Below are 14,476 nucleotides of genomic sequence, written 5' to 3'. Positions count from 1 at the left end.
AAAAATATCATGTCATTTGAATTGCCAAAATTACCTTATGCATATGATGCATTAGAACCAAATATTGATGCCAGAACTATGGAAATTCACCATACGAAACACCATGCTGGTTACACTACAAAATTAAACGGAGCTATTGAAGGTACAGATCTTGAAGGAAAATCTATAGAAGAGATTTTAACTTCTTTAGATATGTCTAAAGGAGCTGTTAGAAATAACGGAGGAGGTTTTTACAACCACAATTTGTTTTGGACAGTAATGTCTCCAAACGGTGGTGGAGAGCCAACAGGAGCTTTAGCCGATGCTATTAATGAAGCATTTGGATCTTTTGAAGCTTTCAAAGAAAAGTTTTCTGCAGCAGCTGCTACTCAGTTTGGTTCAGGATGGGCTTGGCTTTGCGTTCATGAAGGTGGAAAAGTAGACGTTTGTTCTACAGCGAACCAAGATAATCCATTAATGCCAGGAATTGGTTGTGGTGGAACTCCAATCTTAGGATTAGATGTTTGGGAGCACGCATATTACTTAAACTATCAAAACTTACGTCCTAAATACATTGAAGCATTCTTCAATGTAATTAATTGGGAAAAAGTTTCTGAATTGTACGAAGCAGGAAAATAATTTCTGTAATCATATGGAATATAAAAAGGCTAGTGAAAACTAGCCTTTTTATTTTACCCAAGTTTACAAAACATATCGTTATCTACGAGAGGTTTTAGTATTTCTAAGGTAATGTGTTTTTTAGAAATATCCAAAAATAGCGTGCTTATTTTGACGTGTTGATATTTTGAAAACCATAATATATTAAATAAAAAAAGACGAAATGAAATTTCGCCTTTTTTTGCCCCAAATCTTACCATTAACTTAACCTACTTATGTTTGTTATGGCTTCGCTAATGTAGTGACTCCTTAGGGTTGAGTATAATTTATTAGATGAACTACCTATTATTCAGTTGAAGTGCATTTTTATAACGTTTGCTTAATAAGCTCGTTCTTTATTTCCTTCAAAGAAATTGATAAAAGCTCTGTTAACCACGCGATTACCTCCAGGAGTAGGATAATCTCCTGTAAAATACCAATCTCCTAAATTTTTAGGACATGCATCATGGAGTTTATCTACTGTTTGATAAATAATACTTAGCTCGGCGTTTAAATCTTCAGGAGCTAAAAGATCTGCAATCTTAGCAGAAATTTGTTCGTCTGTAAATGGTTCGTAAAGATCTTTTACAACATTCACAACATCCACATCTGTATAATCTACCTGAGATAAACATCTTTGGTAAATATCTTCAACAACTGCATACGTTCCTGCATCTTTATGAAGTTCTAACGCTGCGCGGAAAGCAACTAGGTCTTCTAAACGTGCCATATCGATACCGTAGCAATCCGGGTAACGAATTTGTGGTGCCGAAGAAACTACAACAATCTTTTTAGGGTGTAATCTATCCAGAATACGTAAAATACTTTTCTTCAAAGTAGTTCCTCGAACGATACTATCGTCAATGATAACTAAATTGTCTGATTTTTTTACCGAACCATAAGTGATGTCATACACGTGGGCTACTAAATCATCTCTACTGTTATCGTCTGCAATGAAAGTTCTTAGCTTGGCATCTTTGATGGCAATTTTTTCAATACGTGGTCGTAACTGAAGAATATCATTCAAGGACTCTGGAGTAATGTTATCTCCTAAGGCTAGAATTTGCTCTTTTTTCAAATCGTTTAAGTGACGTTGAGCCTCTTTAACCATTCCGAAGAAAGAAGTTTCAGCTGTATTAGGAATGTATGAAAATACCGTATTACTCAAATCCTCATCGATTTCTTGTAAAATCTGTGGAAATAATAACCTACCTAATTTTTTACGTTCGTGATAAATCTCTTTATCAGATCCTCTAGAGAAATAAATACGCTCAAATGAACATGCTTTTCTTTCTAGCGGTTTTAAAATTTCTTTCTCTTTTGTGGTTCCATCTTTTTTAACAATGATGGCGTGCCCAGGGCTAAGTTCTTTTACTTTTTCAAAATCTACGTTGAAAACAGTTTGAATTACTGGACGCTCAGAAGCTACAACTACAACTTCATCATCTTTGTAATAATATGCCGGACGAATACCTGCAGGATCTCTTAAAACGAAAGCATCTCCATGACCAATTAATCCTGCCATGGCATAACCACCATCCCAGTTTTTGGCTGCTCTTTTTAAAATTTTGGAGATGTTTAATTGTTCTGCGATAAGAGGAGAAGCTTCTCTTTTGCTATACCCTTCTCTTTTTAATTTTTTATAAAGTTTGGCCACTTCATCATCTAAGAAATGCCCAATTCTTTCCATAACTGTAATGGTATCGGCTTTTTCTTTTGGATGCTGCCCTAATCGAACCAAATTGTCAAATAACTCATTTACATTGGTCATGTTAAAGTTACCGGCAACAATTAAGTTACGATGCATCCAATTGTTTTGTCTTAGGAATGGGTGAACACTTTCAATACTGTTTTTTCCAAAAGTTCCGTAACGTAAATGCCCTAAATAAAGTTCTCCCAAATATGGTAAGTCTTTTTTCTGTGCTTCTACGTCATCTTGAAGTTCTGGTCTTTCCTTTAAAATATCGTTAATTCTAGTGTTGATCTGACTAAAAATATCTTGAATGGGTTGTTGCTGGTTAGAACGTACACGACTCATGTAGCGCTCGCCTGGTTGCATATCCATTTTAATGCTAGCCAACCCGGCTCCGTCTTGTCCACGGTTGTGCTGTTTCTCCATCATCAAATACATCTTTTGGATACCGTAAAAAGAAGTTCCATATTTTTCTTTATAGTATTCCAATGGTTTCAAAAGCCTTACCAGGGCAATTCCGCATTCATGTTTAATAGCGTCACTCATAGTTGTGTGTTGTTGTGGGTTTTAGGGCGTTTCGGCTGCGCCGTCGGGCTTTTCGTTACAAGTCCTCGCTCATTACATTCGCTGTGGGCTTTTCACTGCAATCCCTAACGCAAAAAATCAATATTTCAATAAAAAACCCCGAAAAATTTCAGGGCATATTTTGTTATGGTAATTCTATTTCAAATTGTGTTAGCTCTCTAAACTGCATCAGTCGTTGTTGTACATCGTCTTTTGCGAGGCCTGCCATCCGTTCTGTTCCAAATTTTTCAACGCAGAACGATGCTAGGTTGGAACCGTAAATAATTGCGTTTTTCATGTTTGCAAAAGAAATATCTTCTGTCTTGGCTAAATAACCAGAAAAGCCTCCTGCAAATGTATCGCCAGCTCCAGTAGGATCAAAAACTTCCTCTAAAGGTAATGCTGGTGCAAAGAAAATATTCTCTCCGTTAAACAAAAGAGCTCCGTGTTCTCCTTTTTTGATCACTACATATTTTGGTCCCATTTCATGAATTTTATGGGCAGCTTTTACCAATGAATATTCGCCGGAAAGTTGACGAGCTTCTTCATCGTTAATGGTAATAACATCTACTTTTTCAATCACCTTCATTAATTCATCCCAAGTATTATCCATCCAAAAGTTCATAGTATCTAATACTACCAATTTTGGTTTTTTGGTCATTTGCTCAATAACGCTTAATTGGACGGAAGGATGTAGATTTCCTAACATTACAACATCGGCATCTTTGTAGTTCTCTGGAACAACCGGATTGAAATCTGCTAAAACATTAAGCTCGGTAACCAAAGTGTCACGAGAATTTAAGTCGTTATGGTATTTTCCTTTCCAAAAGAAAGTTTTTCCACCTTCTACAACTTCAATTCCTTCAATATTGATGTTATTATCTTTTAATAATTGTAAGTCGGTATCCGGAAAATCTTCTCCTACTACAGAAACTATGGCTGAATCAATTCCGAATTGAGAAGCGGCTAATCCAATATAAGTGGCAGCACCTCCTAAAATTTTATCAGTTTTTCCAAATGGAGTTTCAATAGCGTCGAAGGCAACAGTACCTACAATTAATAATTTGCTCATAAGGCTTTAATTTTTTGCAAATATAAGGTTACTTTTTAGATATCAAGAATTAACTATATAATAAGGTAGTAAACTGTTTTTCTTAGGTGTTTTCAAACCCTTCATCGATTAAAAGCCGAGGTTGTTTGGAGGCTTCAACAGCTAAAAAATCACAACGTTCGTTTTGCGGGTGGTTATTGTGCCCTTTGATCCATTGAAATTTTACTTGGTGTTTTCGGTATTCTGGCAAAAATTTCATCCATAGGTCTGGATTTTTTTTGTCCTTAAAATTTTTCTTTTCCCAACCAAAAACCCATTTTTTTTCTACGGAATCTACTACGTATTTAGAATCGGTGAAAACAATAACAGAGGTACCTTCAATCTTTAATTTTTGCAAAGCCACAATCACTGCTAATAATTCCATTCTATTATTAGTAGTTTTTTTAAATCCTTGTGAAAATTCTTTTTTGTATGGTTTTCCTACCCATTCCATGACAATACCATAACCGCCAGGTCCTGGATTTCCTCGTGAAGATCCATCTGTATAAATATGTACGTCTGCTTTATTCACTTAAAAGTTGGTCTATGATTTTAGGAAAATGCTCGTATTCTAATTCATGTACTTTTTTAGCTACATCGTCGGCTGTGTCTGTTGCTAGCACTTCACAAGAAGCCTGAAAAATAGTAACGCCGTCATCATAATGCTCATTTACATAATGAATGGTGATACCGCTTTCAGTTTCTTTATTGGCAACTACAGCTTCATGAACATGCGCTCCGTACATGCCTTTTCCTCCATATTTAGGTAGTAAAGCAGGATGAATATTGATGATTTTATTTGGAAAAGCATTGATAATATTTTCCGGGAATTTCCATAAAAATCCTGCAAGTACTATTAAATCTGGTTTGGCAGTTTTTACAATATCTAAAATAAAATTACTATCATAAAAAGCGGTTCTGTTAAAAGTAATAGCACTTATTTTATGATTTTTTGCACGCTCAAGCACATATGCTTTTGGGTTGTTGCTTAAAATTAAATTTACGGTAACATCATTATTGTCATTAAAATAATGAATAATGTTCTCTGCGTTAGAACCAGAGCCCGAAGCGAAAATGATCACATTTTTCATAGTGCAAGGAAAATGAGTTATTAAATCGCAAAAAAACTAATAATAATCTACAATTAGAAGTGAAATAGAGATTACTTGCAGTAAATTTCATTAAATTAGTGAACACATTTTTTAACTAAAATGTTGTTTTCAAGTAAAGTTTTTTATTTTTGCCAACAAATTAAATTTTAAAACTAAAAATTATGTCAGACATTGCATCAAGAGTAAAGGCGATCATCGTAGACAAATTAGGTGTTGATGAAAACGAAGTTGTAGCAGAAGCTAGTTTCACAAACGACTTAGGAGCAGACTCATTAGACACTGTGGAATTAATTATGGAATTCGAAAAAGAATTTGATATCCAAATTCCAGATGACCAAGCAGAAAACATTGCAACAGTAGGTCAAGCAATTCAATATATTGAATCAGCAAAGTAAGAAAGATTTATAGAAAAAGTACTCATGTTTAGAATGTTCAGCTTAATTTAGTTGGACATTCTACTCATGTTTGATGGTTTTTAAATTGTTAATAAAATTGTTCACATGAAACAAAGGCGAGTTGTTGTTACAGGTTTAGGAGCTTTGACCCCAATCGGGAATAATCTTCAAGATTATTGGGAAGGGTTAAAAAAAGGCGTTAGTGGTGCTGCACCAATAACACATTTTGACGCCTCAAAATTCAAAACACAGTTTGCCTGTGAGGTGAAAAACTTCAATGTAAACGATTTTATAGATAGAAAAGAGGCAAGACGTTTAGATAAATTTTCACAATATGCCATGGTTGCTTCAGATGAAGCTTTGGTAGATTCTAAACTGGATATTGAATCTTTAGATAAAGACAGAGTTGGAGTTATTTGGGGTGCCGGTATTGGCGGTCTAGAAACTTTCCAACAAGAAGTTACCAATTTTGCAAATGGAGATGGAACTCCAAAATTCAATCCGTTCTTTATTCCAAAAATGATTGCGGATATTGCTCCCGGACTTATTTCTATTAAGTATGGTTTCAGAGGACCTAACTTTACAACAGTGTCTGCATGTGCTTCATCGGCCAATGCAATGATTGACGCTTTGAATTATATAAGGTTAGGATATGCAGACGTAATAGTTTCGGGTGGATCTGAAGCTGCCGTTACTGGAGCAGGAATAGGAGGTTTCAACGCTATGCATGCATTATCAACAAGAAATGACAGCCCAGAAACAGCTTCAAGACCTTTCGATGCAGACCGTGATGGTTTTGTATTGGGTGAAGGAGCTGGTGCTTTAATTCTTGAAGAATATGAACATGCAAAAGCGCGAGGTGCAAAAATATATGCAGAACTTGCAGGAGGTGGACTTTCTGCAGATGCTCACCACATGACAGCTCCACATCCTGAAGGATTAGGTGCTAAAAATGTGATGATAAACTGCCTTAGAGATTCTGGTGTTAGTATTGATGAAGTAGATGCTATTAACATGCACGGAACGTCAACACCTCTTGGTGATGTCGCAGAATCTAAAGCAATTGTAGATGTTTTTGGTGAACATGCTTATAAGCTGAACATCAATTCTACAAAATCTATGACAGGTCACTTGTTAGGTGCCGCAGGAGCTATAGAAGCTATCGCATCTATTCTTCCGCTTGTTGAAGGGATTATTCCTCCAACGATCAACAACCAAACAAGAGATGAGAAAATTGATTCCAAATTGAACTTAACACTTAACAAAGCACAAAATCGCGATGTTAGAATAGCTATGAGTAACACGTTTGGTTTTGGTGGTCATAATGCTTGTGTGTTATTCAAAAAAATTGAAGAATAGTATATGAATCTTATTCGCAAAATATGGAATTCCCGCTCTGATGATGACGGGAATTTTTTTATTTATTTGCACAGAATATTAAGATTCAAACCGAAAAATCTTCAGGTCTACAGAAAAGCCTTTACCCATAGGTCTACAAATCTTAAAGATGATGCAGGAAATCCCGTTAATTATGAGCGTTTGGAATTTCTTGGAGATTCTATGTTGGGTGCGGTAATCTCAAAATTTCTGTACGAGGAAGTACCTTCTGGAGATGAAGGCTACCTTACCAAAATGCGTTCAAAAGTAGTGAGTCGAGAGCATTTAAATGAACTTGGTAAAGAATTACAATTGATAGATTATTTGGAAAGTAGTATACCCAAAGATAGTTTTGGAGATAACATTCATGGTAATCTTTTTGAAGCTTTGGTAGGTGCCATATATCTTGACAGAGGTTATAAATACTGTGAGTACTTTATCAATAAAAGAATTATAGAGCCGCATGTTGATATTGAACGACTAGAAGGTAAAATAATCAGCTACAAGAGCTTGTTGATAGAGTGGTGTCAAAAGGAAAAAAAGACCTTCAATTTTCATACCTATGAAGATACCGGTAATGATACCCTAAAGCATTTTGGTGTGAAACTAAGTATTGACAATCGGGTAATTGCCAAAGCAAGAGCCACTTCAAAAAAGAAAGCAGAAGAGGCTGCGGCCAAAAGAGCATTTTTTGCACTACAACATAAAATTGAAGGGAAATAGACTCGTTGATAGCTAATAAAGATTATTAAATTGTTAACTATCTCGTTTTCGATCGTATGTTTCATTAAAGAATTGAACTATTATTATATTGTTTTTTAAAGAAATCATATCTTTACAACCGTTTTAGACAAAAATGGCAATACACAGGTTATTAGATGATTTTGAGGAAACTGAGTTCACATTAATAGCGCTCCACAGTCATTTAGAAGACTACAGGTTGGCCTATTGGTTAAACAAAGCCTTAAACATTAGACTGTCTAAAGCAGAAACAATTGAGATAGCTGCTCAAAAGGTATTTGAAAATTTTGAATGGCTTAATGAACAAGAAGATGTCATGTGGAATTTGGTAGCAAATACTACCTATATTCAAAAGAAAAGAAGAAAAGCCGTCTTTTCACTTTTTGAGGCAGAAGAACAACCTGTAAAAGGTTACTTAATTCCAGAAATGAAAAAGGTAGATTACTTCTTAAAAATAGATACTGAAGAGATGTACTTAAATATTTCTGATATTACGAGTAAAATACAGCAAATCCCAAACATAATAACTACTTATAAAGTAGCAGCAAATCAACTTAAATCGAAGACAAACCTAATTTTCTGAAAATGTTAAAAGTTAAAAAAACCAAGATAGTTGCAACCTTAGGCCCTGCAACGAGTACAAAGGAGACTATTAAAAAAATGATAGAGGCAGGGACTAATGTTTTTAGAATTAACTTCTCTCATGCAGATTATAAAGATGTTGAAGAACGAATCAATATAATTCGTGAAATCAATGAAGAATTTGGTTACGCTGCAGGTATTTTAGGTGACTTACAAGGTCCTAAACTACGTGTTGGTGTAATGGAAGATGGCGTAATGGCAAATGATGGTGACGAAATTACTTTTGTTACAGGTGAGCCATTCGTTGGAAACGCAGAAAAAGTTTACATGAACTACAAAGAGTTTCCAAGAGACGTAAAACCTGGAGAACGTATTCTTTTAGATGATGGTAAACTTATTTTTGAAGTTACCGGAACCGATAAAGAAAAAGAAGTAACTACAAAAGTTATTCAAGGTGGACCGTTGAAATCTAAAAAAGGAGTTAACCTTCCAAATACAAATCTTTCTCTACCTGCGTTAACAGAGAAAGATATCAAAGATGCAATTTTTGCCATTCAACAAAAAGTAGACTGGATAGCACTTTCTTTTGTACGTCATGAGCAAGATATTGTAGATCTTCAAAATCTTATTAAAGAGCATTCTGAAGAAAAAATTCCAATTATTGCAAAAATTGAAAAGCCAGAAGGTGTAGCAAACATTGATAAAATTGTTTCTTACTGTGATGGTTTAATGGTAGCTCGTGGAGATCTAGGAGTAGAAGTTCCTGCACACGAAGTTCCATTAATTCAAAAGAAATTGGTGTTAAGAGCTAAAAAAGCTAGAATTCCTGTAATCATCGCTACACAGATGATGGAAAGTATGATTGATAGCTTAACGCCTACAAGAGCAGAAGTAAATGACGTTGCAAACTCTGTAATGGACGGTGCAGATGCGGTAATGCTTTCTGGAGAAACTTCAGTAGGGCAGTATCCTGTTCAGGTAATTGAAAAAATGACAAGCATTATTAAGAGTGTTGAAAACTCTTCGCTTATCAAAGTTCCTCAAGAACCACCTTTCATTAGAACAAAAAGATATATCACAAAATCTGTTTGTTACCATGCTGCAGTTATGGCAAACGAAATCAATGCAAAGGCTATTTCTACCTTAACAAATAGTGGTTATACTGCTTTCCAGATTTCTGCCTGGAGACCAAAATCTTTCATTTTAGTATTTACTAGCAACAAGCATATTTTAACTCAGTTAAGTTTACTTTGGGGTGTAGAAGCATTCTATTATGATAGATATGTAACTACCGATGAAACCATTGAAGACGTAAACAGAATTGCTTGTGAAAAAGGATTCTTGGAGCCAGGAGATATGTTGATCAGTTTAGCTGCAATGCCTATCAAAGATAAAGGAATGGTAAATACTATTCGTATCAAAGAAATTGAAACTTGTAATTTCGGATAAGAAATTTTCAATATAAATACTTAAAACCGCTAAGTTTTCTTGGCGGTTTTTTTTGCTTAAAAATCAAACTTAAGCTGAACTGAAATCGATTTTTCTTCCACGGGCTTAGCCTTCTTTTCAGTATTTAAATTCGAAAGTGAAATGCCCAACAGACGCACGGAATTTTCTAGTTTTTCTTGATACAGCAATTCCTTGGCTGTTTCCAAAATCAAATCTTTATCAGAAATAAAATAGGAAATGGTTTTGCTACGTGTTTGTTGTACAAAGTCGCTATATTTTATTTTCAGGGTAATGGTTTTTCCCGCTATTTTATGCTTTTTAAGCCGCTTGTCTAGTTCCGAAGCTATATTTTCTAATCGTTCTAGCATAAACACCTCAGAAGTAAGATTTTCGCTAAACGTACGCTCCGCTCCAACCGATTTTGGAGTTCTATGTGGTTTTACTTCGCTTAAATGGATACCTCGAACAATATTATAGTAATGAGTACCACTTTTTCCAAAATGCTGCTGTAAGTATTCTAATGAGCGTTCTCTTAATTCTTTTCCGGTAAAAATGCCGTGTTGATACATTTTTTCGGCAGTAACTTTTCCTATTCCGTAGAATTTTTTGATGTCTAAATTCTCCAAAAACTCTAAAACATCTTGCGGATTTACAGTTTTTTGTCCGTTGGGTTTGTTATAATCGCTGGCAACTTTGGCTATGAATTTATTGATAGAGATTCCTGCGGAAGCCGTTAAGCCAACTTCGTCTAAAATTCGCTGTCTGATCTCTTTGGCCAATAAACTAGCAGAAGGATTACCTTTTTTGTTTACAGTAACGTCTAGATAAGCTTCGTCTAGAGAAAGCGGTTCCACCAAATCGGTATAATCAAAAAATATTTTTCTGATTTGTTGAGAGATCTCTCTGTAACGTTCAAATCGTGGTTTTACAAAAATAAGATCTGGACAATTGCGTTTGGCAGCAAACCCACTCATGGCACTTCGCACTCCAAATTTTCTGGCTTCATAACTCGCAGCAGAGACAACACCTCGTTTTTCGCTTCCACCAACGGCTAATGGTTTTCCTTTCAATTCAGGATGATCCATTTGTTCTACAGATGCATAAAAGGCATCCATATCCACATGAATTATTTTTCGTAAAGGAATCTCATCTACACTCGCCATACCACAAATTTAATGTAAATTGTTGTGCAAAATCAGTATTTTGAAGAGGTAACCGTATGAAAAAAACAGCAATCATTCTAGGAGTAACCGGTTTAACTGGCGGATATGTATTGAGCGAATTACTTTCTGATGGAAGGTATGAAAAGATCATCCTGTTTTCCCGAAGGACTAAAGGAATAACACATCCTAAACTGGTGGAACATATCATTGATGTTACTGAACTGGAAAAGTATAAGCAATTGTTTAAAGGCGATGACGTGTTTTGTTGCATAGGTACTACCCAAAAGAAAACTCCAAATAAAGAAGTATACCAGAAAGTAGATTATGGAATACCGGTATCTGCGGCTGAATTGGCAGCGAAATGTAATGCGAAGGCTTTTATAGTAATTTCGGCAATGGGCGCTAATACAAAGAGTAACGTGTTTTATAACCGTTTGAAAGGGGAAATGGAAGCAAAGGTTCAGGAATTTTCAATTCCAAAAATTCATATTGTGCGTCCAGCATTAATCAGTGGAAATCGAGAAGAGTTTCGACTAGGAGAATATATTGCAAAGCAGTTTTTTAAGGTTTTAGACTTGGTAATGGTTGGGCCGCTAGAGAAATATAAATCTATTCATCCAGAGCGTATTGCAAAATCAATGATATGGTTGGCCAATAACAATTTTTCCAAAACGATTGTAGAAAGTGATACACTACAAAAATTAGGTTCCGATTAATTTTTTTGTGTACTTTTGCTATATCTGTATGGCAATGATGTCTGCCTTGAACCGCTAAAATGCTGATGACGTCTACTTTTTGGCAATATTGCCACAGGTAACGTATATAGTTTAAATTATGACATCAGAAGACAAGAAATTCAATTCCATTCCACAAATTCCTTCTTTTATTTATTTATGCAAATGGCTAGTCATTTGTTTGTTGATTGGAGCTTTAGCCGGTTCTGCATCGGCCGCATTATTATATAGTTTGCATTGGGCTACAGACTATCGTGAAGCCCACAAATGGATTATAGCACTATTACCGATTGGTGGTTTTATTGTTGGTCTGGTATATCACTATTATGGCAGTAGCGTTGTTAAGGGAAACAATCAGCTGTTAGAAGAATTTCATTCTCCCGAACATATTATTCCATTTAGAATGGCGCCTTTGGTACTTTTTGGTACGGTAATGACACATTTATTTGGAGGTTCGGCAGGTAGAGAAGGGAGTGCTGTACAAATGGGTGGAGCTATTGCAGACCAGTTTACAAAATGGTTCAAACTGAATAAAGATGATAGAAAAATAATTATCATTATTGGGGTAAGTGCTGGTTTTGCTTCGGTTTTTGGAACACCGTTGGCAGGTGCTGTTTTCGCTCTAGAAGTAATGGTTCTTGGAAGAATGCGCTATGATGCATTATTGGCAAGTGTACTTGGTGCTGTGGTAGCCGATTATGTTTGTAAACTTTGGCCAATTCACCACACACATTATGGAGTAGATTTGGTACCAGATATTACACCGCTTACTTTTCTGTATGCAATTATTGCCGGAATATTATTTGGACTCGGTGGCATGTTCTTTTCAAAAGCCACCCATTTTTTTACAACACTTTTTAAAACAAAAGTGAAGTATCCACCACTACGCCCTGTAATTGGAGGTGTTGTCATTGCATTAGCTGTATACGCTATTGGAACAACAAAATACATAGGATTGGGAGTTCCAACTATTGTAGATGCTTTTAATATGCCTTTAAATTGGTATGATTTTGCTTTGAAATTACTCTTTACATCGTTCACCTTGGGTGCTGGTTATAAAGGTGGCGAGGTAACTCCGTTGTTTTATATTGGAGCTACATTGGGAAATGCCTTGGTTTGGTTTTTACCATTGCCTACGGAGTTATTAGCGGGTATGGGGTTTGTAGCTGTATTTGCGGCAGCAACCAATACTCCCATCGCATGTACTTTAATGGCTATTGAATTGTTCGGGGCCAAAGGAGCCGTGTATTTTGGTATTGCTTGCGTTGTAGCGTATATGTTTAGTGGACATTCAGGAATTTACTCTTCTCAAATTGTAGGAAGTCCAAAGCACTTTCTTTTTGGTATCGATAAAGGAAAAACATTAGCCACTATTGACAACCTTCGAAAAAAGAAGTAATTTATACATTGAATTCAATTAGTATGGAAGAAATAGAGCGTAAGTTTCTGGTGATTTCAGAAGCATACAAAGATGTCGCATCTTCAAAAACCAGAATTGTACAGGGGTTTTTATCAACCGATGCAGAACGTACTGTACGCATTCGGTTAAAGGGAGAACAAGGTTTTATTACCGTAAAAGGGAAATCAAATTCCGAGGGAACGTCTCGTTTTGAATGGGAAAAGGAAATTCCCGCCAATGAAGCCGAAGCATTATTAAAGTTATGTTTGCCAGGAGTGATTGATAAATTTAGATATGAAATTCCTATAGAAGATGTTGTTTTTGAGGTAGATGAATTTTTTGGTGATAATGAAGGATTGACCGTTGCAGAAGTAGAGTTAGCACATGCATCTCAAGAATTCCCAAAACCAGATTGGTTGGGAGCAGAAGTAACGGGAAATGTCAAATATTATAATTCTAGATTAAGTAGTCATCCTTATAAAAAGTGGTAACATGAAACAGCTAGTTTGGATATTTAGTGTGTTATTTTTGGTAAGTTGTTCAGAACCGGGAAAGGAAGAAATAAAGGAATCTACTTTAGATATCAATGGAAGTGTAGAAAGTGTTCAGCCGGAAACATTTTCATATCAAGAAGGCGATACTACCTATGTGATGCAAAAATATTTTATGGTTCATCTGATGAAAGGTCCCAACCGCGACCAAGATTCTGTAACCTTGGCAAAATTACAAACTGCCCATTTAGCACATTTAGAAGCCTTACACTTAGCAGGGAAAATTTCTATTGCCGGTCCGTTTGAAGATGAAAGTCCTATTTCCGGAATTGCCATTTACCATACGGCAACCTTTGAAGAAGCCGATAGTTTAGCAAATGCAGACCCAATGGTAAAGGCTGGTAGACTTACAATTGAAACGCATCCTTTTTGGGCTGCAAAAGGTAGTAAGTTAAAATAATTTCAATTCATTAAAATTTAAACAATAATTTTATATATTTAATAAAGATATTGTTTATAAATGAAGATGTGTTATGTTTATATAGTTTCGGATGATTTAAGGACTAAGTTCTTAACAGGAATAACCGATGATTGTAAAGCTTTAGATTTGGCTTCAAAACGTAAGTTTAAACATCTCATATATTTTGAAACCTTTCGGAATTTAAAACACGCTATGAAGCGCGAAAAGGAATTAAAACGATGGAAGTTGGGTTGGAAATTGGCATTAATCAAAAGAATGAATCCTAAATTAAAATCATTATTATAAGTAAATAATCCTCGGGGCAAGCCCCGAGGCATTAGTTTAGAATAGATTTAATTGTATGTCATTATTTCTATGCAAAACTTGATAATCCTTTTCAGAACCTTGGTTTTTCACATATGCAGCTATTACTTGCTCATTGCTATGCCGTCCCACAGTATTAATATAAAAGCCACTTCCCCAAAAAGCTCCACCCCATAATGCTCTTTTTACACCTGGAGCTTGAGAGAAAATTTCACGGGCAGTGATACTTTTAATTGTTCTGGCAATCTTTGTTGGACTGTAGGTTG

17 protein-coding genes and 1 riboswitch are annotated in these 14,476 nt (G+C 35.6%); of the genes, 11 read left to right on the top strand and 6 right to left on the bottom strand.

Going from position 1 to position 14,476, the window contains the following annotated elements; genetic code table 11:
• Window positions 1-9: 9 nt before the first annotated feature.
• Complete coding sequence (locus BM383_RS00090) at window positions 10-618, top strand: superoxide dismutase (RefSeq protein WP_093021200.1); 609 nt, start codon at window positions 10-12, stop codon at window positions 616-618.
• A gap of 358 nt (window positions 619-976) precedes the next feature.
• Here BM383_RS00090 and BM383_RS00080 read toward each other — a convergent pair whose 3' ends face one another.
• The 4 genes from BM383_RS00080 to purN form a co-directional block, all read right to left on the bottom strand.
• Window positions 977-2,875 (bottom strand): amidophosphoribosyltransferase, encoded by a 1,899-nt coding sequence (locus BM383_RS00080; RefSeq protein ID WP_093021194.1) that lies wholly within the window; start codon window positions 2,873-2,875, stop codon window positions 977-979.
• A 163-nt stretch (window positions 2,876-3,038) separates the two neighbouring features.
• Entirely contained in the window at window positions 3,039-3,965 is a 927-nt protein-coding gene (locus BM383_RS00075) for a PfkB family carbohydrate kinase (RefSeq protein WP_093021191.1), read from the bottom strand.
• A gap of 82 nt (window positions 3,966-4,047) precedes the next feature.
• Window positions 4,048-4,515 (bottom strand): ribonuclease HI, encoded by a 468-nt coding sequence (rnhA, locus tag BM383_RS00070; RefSeq protein WP_093021188.1) that lies wholly within the window; start codon window positions 4,513-4,515, stop codon window positions 4,048-4,050.
• On the bottom strand, window positions 4,508-5,074 hold the full coding sequence (purN, locus tag BM383_RS00065) for a phosphoribosylglycinamide formyltransferase (protein ID WP_093021185.1): 567 nt from the start codon (window positions 5,072-5,074) through the stop codon (window positions 4,508-4,510). The genes rnhA and purN overlap by 8 nt, the downstream gene beginning before the upstream one ends.
• A 182-nt stretch (window positions 5,075-5,256) precedes the next feature.
• Here purN and BM383_RS00060 point away from each other — a divergent pair, with 182 nt between their 5' ends.
• The 5 genes from BM383_RS00060 (at window position 5,257) to pyk (ending at window position 9,639) form a co-directional block, all read left to right on the top strand.
• Window positions 5,257-5,490, top strand: coding sequence for an acyl carrier protein (locus tag BM383_RS00060; protein WP_008236559.1), 234 nt, complete (start codon window positions 5,257-5,259; stop codon window positions 5,488-5,490).
• Window positions 5,491-5,595: 105 nt separating this feature from the next.
• Entirely contained in the window at window positions 5,596-6,849 is a 1,254-nt protein-coding gene (fabF, locus tag BM383_RS00055) for a beta-ketoacyl-ACP synthase II (protein ID WP_093021182.1), read from the top strand.
• A gap of 3 nt (window positions 6,850-6,852) precedes the next feature.
• A complete protein-coding gene (gene rnc, locus BM383_RS00050) occupies window positions 6,853-7,590 on the top strand; it encodes a ribonuclease III (RefSeq protein ID WP_093021179.1) in 738 nt (245 codons plus the stop codon).
• 133 nt (window positions 7,591-7,723) lie between these two features.
• Window positions 7,724-8,191 (top strand): IPExxxVDY family protein, encoded by a 468-nt coding sequence (locus BM383_RS00045; RefSeq protein ID WP_093021176.1) that lies wholly within the window; start codon window positions 7,724-7,726, stop codon window positions 8,189-8,191.
• 2 nt (window positions 8,192-8,193) lie between these two features.
• The gene (gene pyk / locus BM383_RS00040) at window positions 8,194-9,639 is read left to right on the top strand and encodes a pyruvate kinase (protein WP_093021173.1); all 1,446 of its coding nucleotides are present in this window, start codon (window positions 8,194-8,196) and stop codon (window positions 9,637-9,639) included.
• Window positions 9,640-9,695: 56 nt separating this feature from the next.
• On the opposite strand, the gene dinB is transcribed toward pyk, so the two are convergent.
• Window positions 9,696-10,802, bottom strand: a complete 1,107-nt coding sequence (gene dinB, locus BM383_RS00035; protein ID WP_093021171.1) for a DNA polymerase IV — start codon at window positions 10,800-10,802, stop codon at window positions 9,696-9,698.
• Window positions 10,803-10,858: 56 nt separating this feature from the next.
• On the opposite strand from dinB, the gene BM383_RS00030 reads away from it, so the two are divergent.
• The 5 genes from BM383_RS00030 to BM383_RS00010 all read left to right on the top strand — a co-directional run bounded on the left by BM383_RS00030 (window position 10,859) and on the right by BM383_RS00010 (window position 14,192).
• Window positions 10,859-11,518 (top strand): NAD(P)H-binding protein, encoded by a 660-nt coding sequence (locus BM383_RS00030; protein ID WP_093021168.1) that lies wholly within the window; start codon window positions 10,859-10,861, stop codon window positions 11,516-11,518.
• A gap of 21 nt (window positions 11,519-11,539) precedes the next feature.
• Window positions 11,540-11,600: riboswitch (Fluoride riboswitch) on the top strand.
• A 36-nt stretch (window positions 11,601-11,636) separates the two neighbouring features.
• Complete coding sequence (locus BM383_RS00025; protein ID WP_093021166.1) at window positions 11,637-12,935, top strand: voltage-gated chloride channel family protein; 1,299 nt, start codon at window positions 11,637-11,639, stop codon at window positions 12,933-12,935.
• Window positions 12,936-12,958: 23 nt separating this feature from the next.
• On the top strand, window positions 12,959-13,426 hold the full coding sequence (locus BM383_RS00020; RefSeq protein ID WP_093021163.1) for a CYTH domain-containing protein: 468 nt from the start codon (window positions 12,959-12,961) through the stop codon (window positions 13,424-13,426).
• Window position 13,427: 1 nt separating this feature from the next.
• Window positions 13,428-13,886 carry a YciI family protein gene (locus tag BM383_RS00015; protein WP_093021160.1) on the top strand — a complete coding sequence of 153 codons (459 nt, stop codon included), beginning with the start codon at window positions 13,428-13,430 and terminating at the stop codon, window positions 13,884-13,886.
• A 60-nt stretch (window positions 13,887-13,946) separates the two neighbouring features.
• A complete protein-coding gene (locus tag BM383_RS00010; protein WP_093021157.1) occupies window positions 13,947-14,192 on the top strand; it encodes a GIY-YIG nuclease family protein in 246 nt (81 codons plus the stop codon).
• Between the two features lie 36 nt (window positions 14,193-14,228).
• Here BM383_RS00010 and BM383_RS00005 read toward each other — a convergent pair.
• Window positions 14,229-14,476 (bottom strand): transposase (locus BM383_RS00005; protein ID WP_177229041.1); only part of this gene is annotated, 248 nt, incomplete at its 5' end.

It is taken from the genome of Pustulibacterium marinum, assembly GCF_900116665.1.
Classification (GTDB): Bacteria; Bacteroidota; Bacteroidia; order Flavobacteriales; family Flavobacteriaceae; genus Pustulibacterium; species Pustulibacterium marinum.
This window is presented reverse-complemented; position numbering and strand designations above follow the sequence as displayed.

What these genes read in the sequence shown, in the direction of transcription:
- BM383_RS00090 (WP_093021200.1), top strand. Translation starts at nt 10, where the DNA reads ATGTCATTTGAATTGCCAAAATTACCTTATGCATATGATGCATTAGAA.
- BM383_RS00080 (WP_093021194.1), bottom strand. Translation starts at nt 2,875, where the DNA reads ATGAGTGACGCTATTAAACATGAATGCGGAATTGCCCTGGTAAGGCTT.
- BM383_RS00075 (WP_093021191.1), bottom strand. Translation starts at nt 3,965, where the DNA reads ATGAGCAAATTATTAATTGTAGGTACTGTTGCCTTCGACGCTATTGAA.
- purN (WP_093021185.1), bottom strand. Translation starts at nt 5,074, where the DNA reads ATGAAAAATGTGATCATTTTCGCTTCGGGCTCTGGTTCTAACGCAGAG.
- BM383_RS00060 (WP_008236559.1), top strand. Translation starts at nt 5,257, where the DNA reads ATGTCAGACATTGCATCAAGAGTAAAGGCGATCATCGTAGACAAATTA.
- fabF (WP_093021182.1), top strand. Translation starts at nt 5,596, where the DNA reads ATGAAACAAAGGCGAGTTGTTGTTACAGGTTTAGGAGCTTTGACCCCA.
- rnc (WP_093021179.1), top strand. Translation starts at nt 6,853, where the DNA reads ATGAATCTTATTCGCAAAATATGGAATTCCCGCTCTGATGATGACGGG.
- BM383_RS00045 (WP_093021176.1), top strand. Translation starts at nt 7,724, where the DNA reads ATGGCAATACACAGGTTATTAGATGATTTTGAGGAAACTGAGTTCACA.
- pyk (WP_093021173.1), top strand. Translation starts at nt 8,194, where the DNA reads ATGTTAAAAGTTAAAAAAACCAAGATAGTTGCAACCTTAGGCCCTGCA.
- dinB (WP_093021171.1), bottom strand. Translation starts at nt 10,802, where the DNA reads ATGGCGAGTGTAGATGAGATTCCTTTACGAAAAATAATTCATGTGGAT.
- BM383_RS00030 (WP_093021168.1), top strand. Translation starts at nt 10,859, where the DNA reads ATGAAAAAAACAGCAATCATTCTAGGAGTAACCGGTTTAACTGGCGGA.
- BM383_RS00025 (WP_093021166.1), top strand. Translation starts at nt 11,637, where the DNA reads ATGACATCAGAAGACAAGAAATTCAATTCCATTCCACAAATTCCTTCT.
- BM383_RS00020 (WP_093021163.1), top strand. Translation starts at nt 12,959, where the DNA reads ATGGAAGAAATAGAGCGTAAGTTTCTGGTGATTTCAGAAGCATACAAA.
- BM383_RS00015 (WP_093021160.1), top strand. Translation starts at nt 13,428, where the DNA reads ATGAAACAGCTAGTTTGGATATTTAGTGTGTTATTTTTGGTAAGTTGT.
- BM383_RS00010 (WP_093021157.1), top strand. Translation starts at nt 13,947, where the DNA reads ATGAAGATGTGTTATGTTTATATAGTTTCGGATGATTTAAGGACTAAG.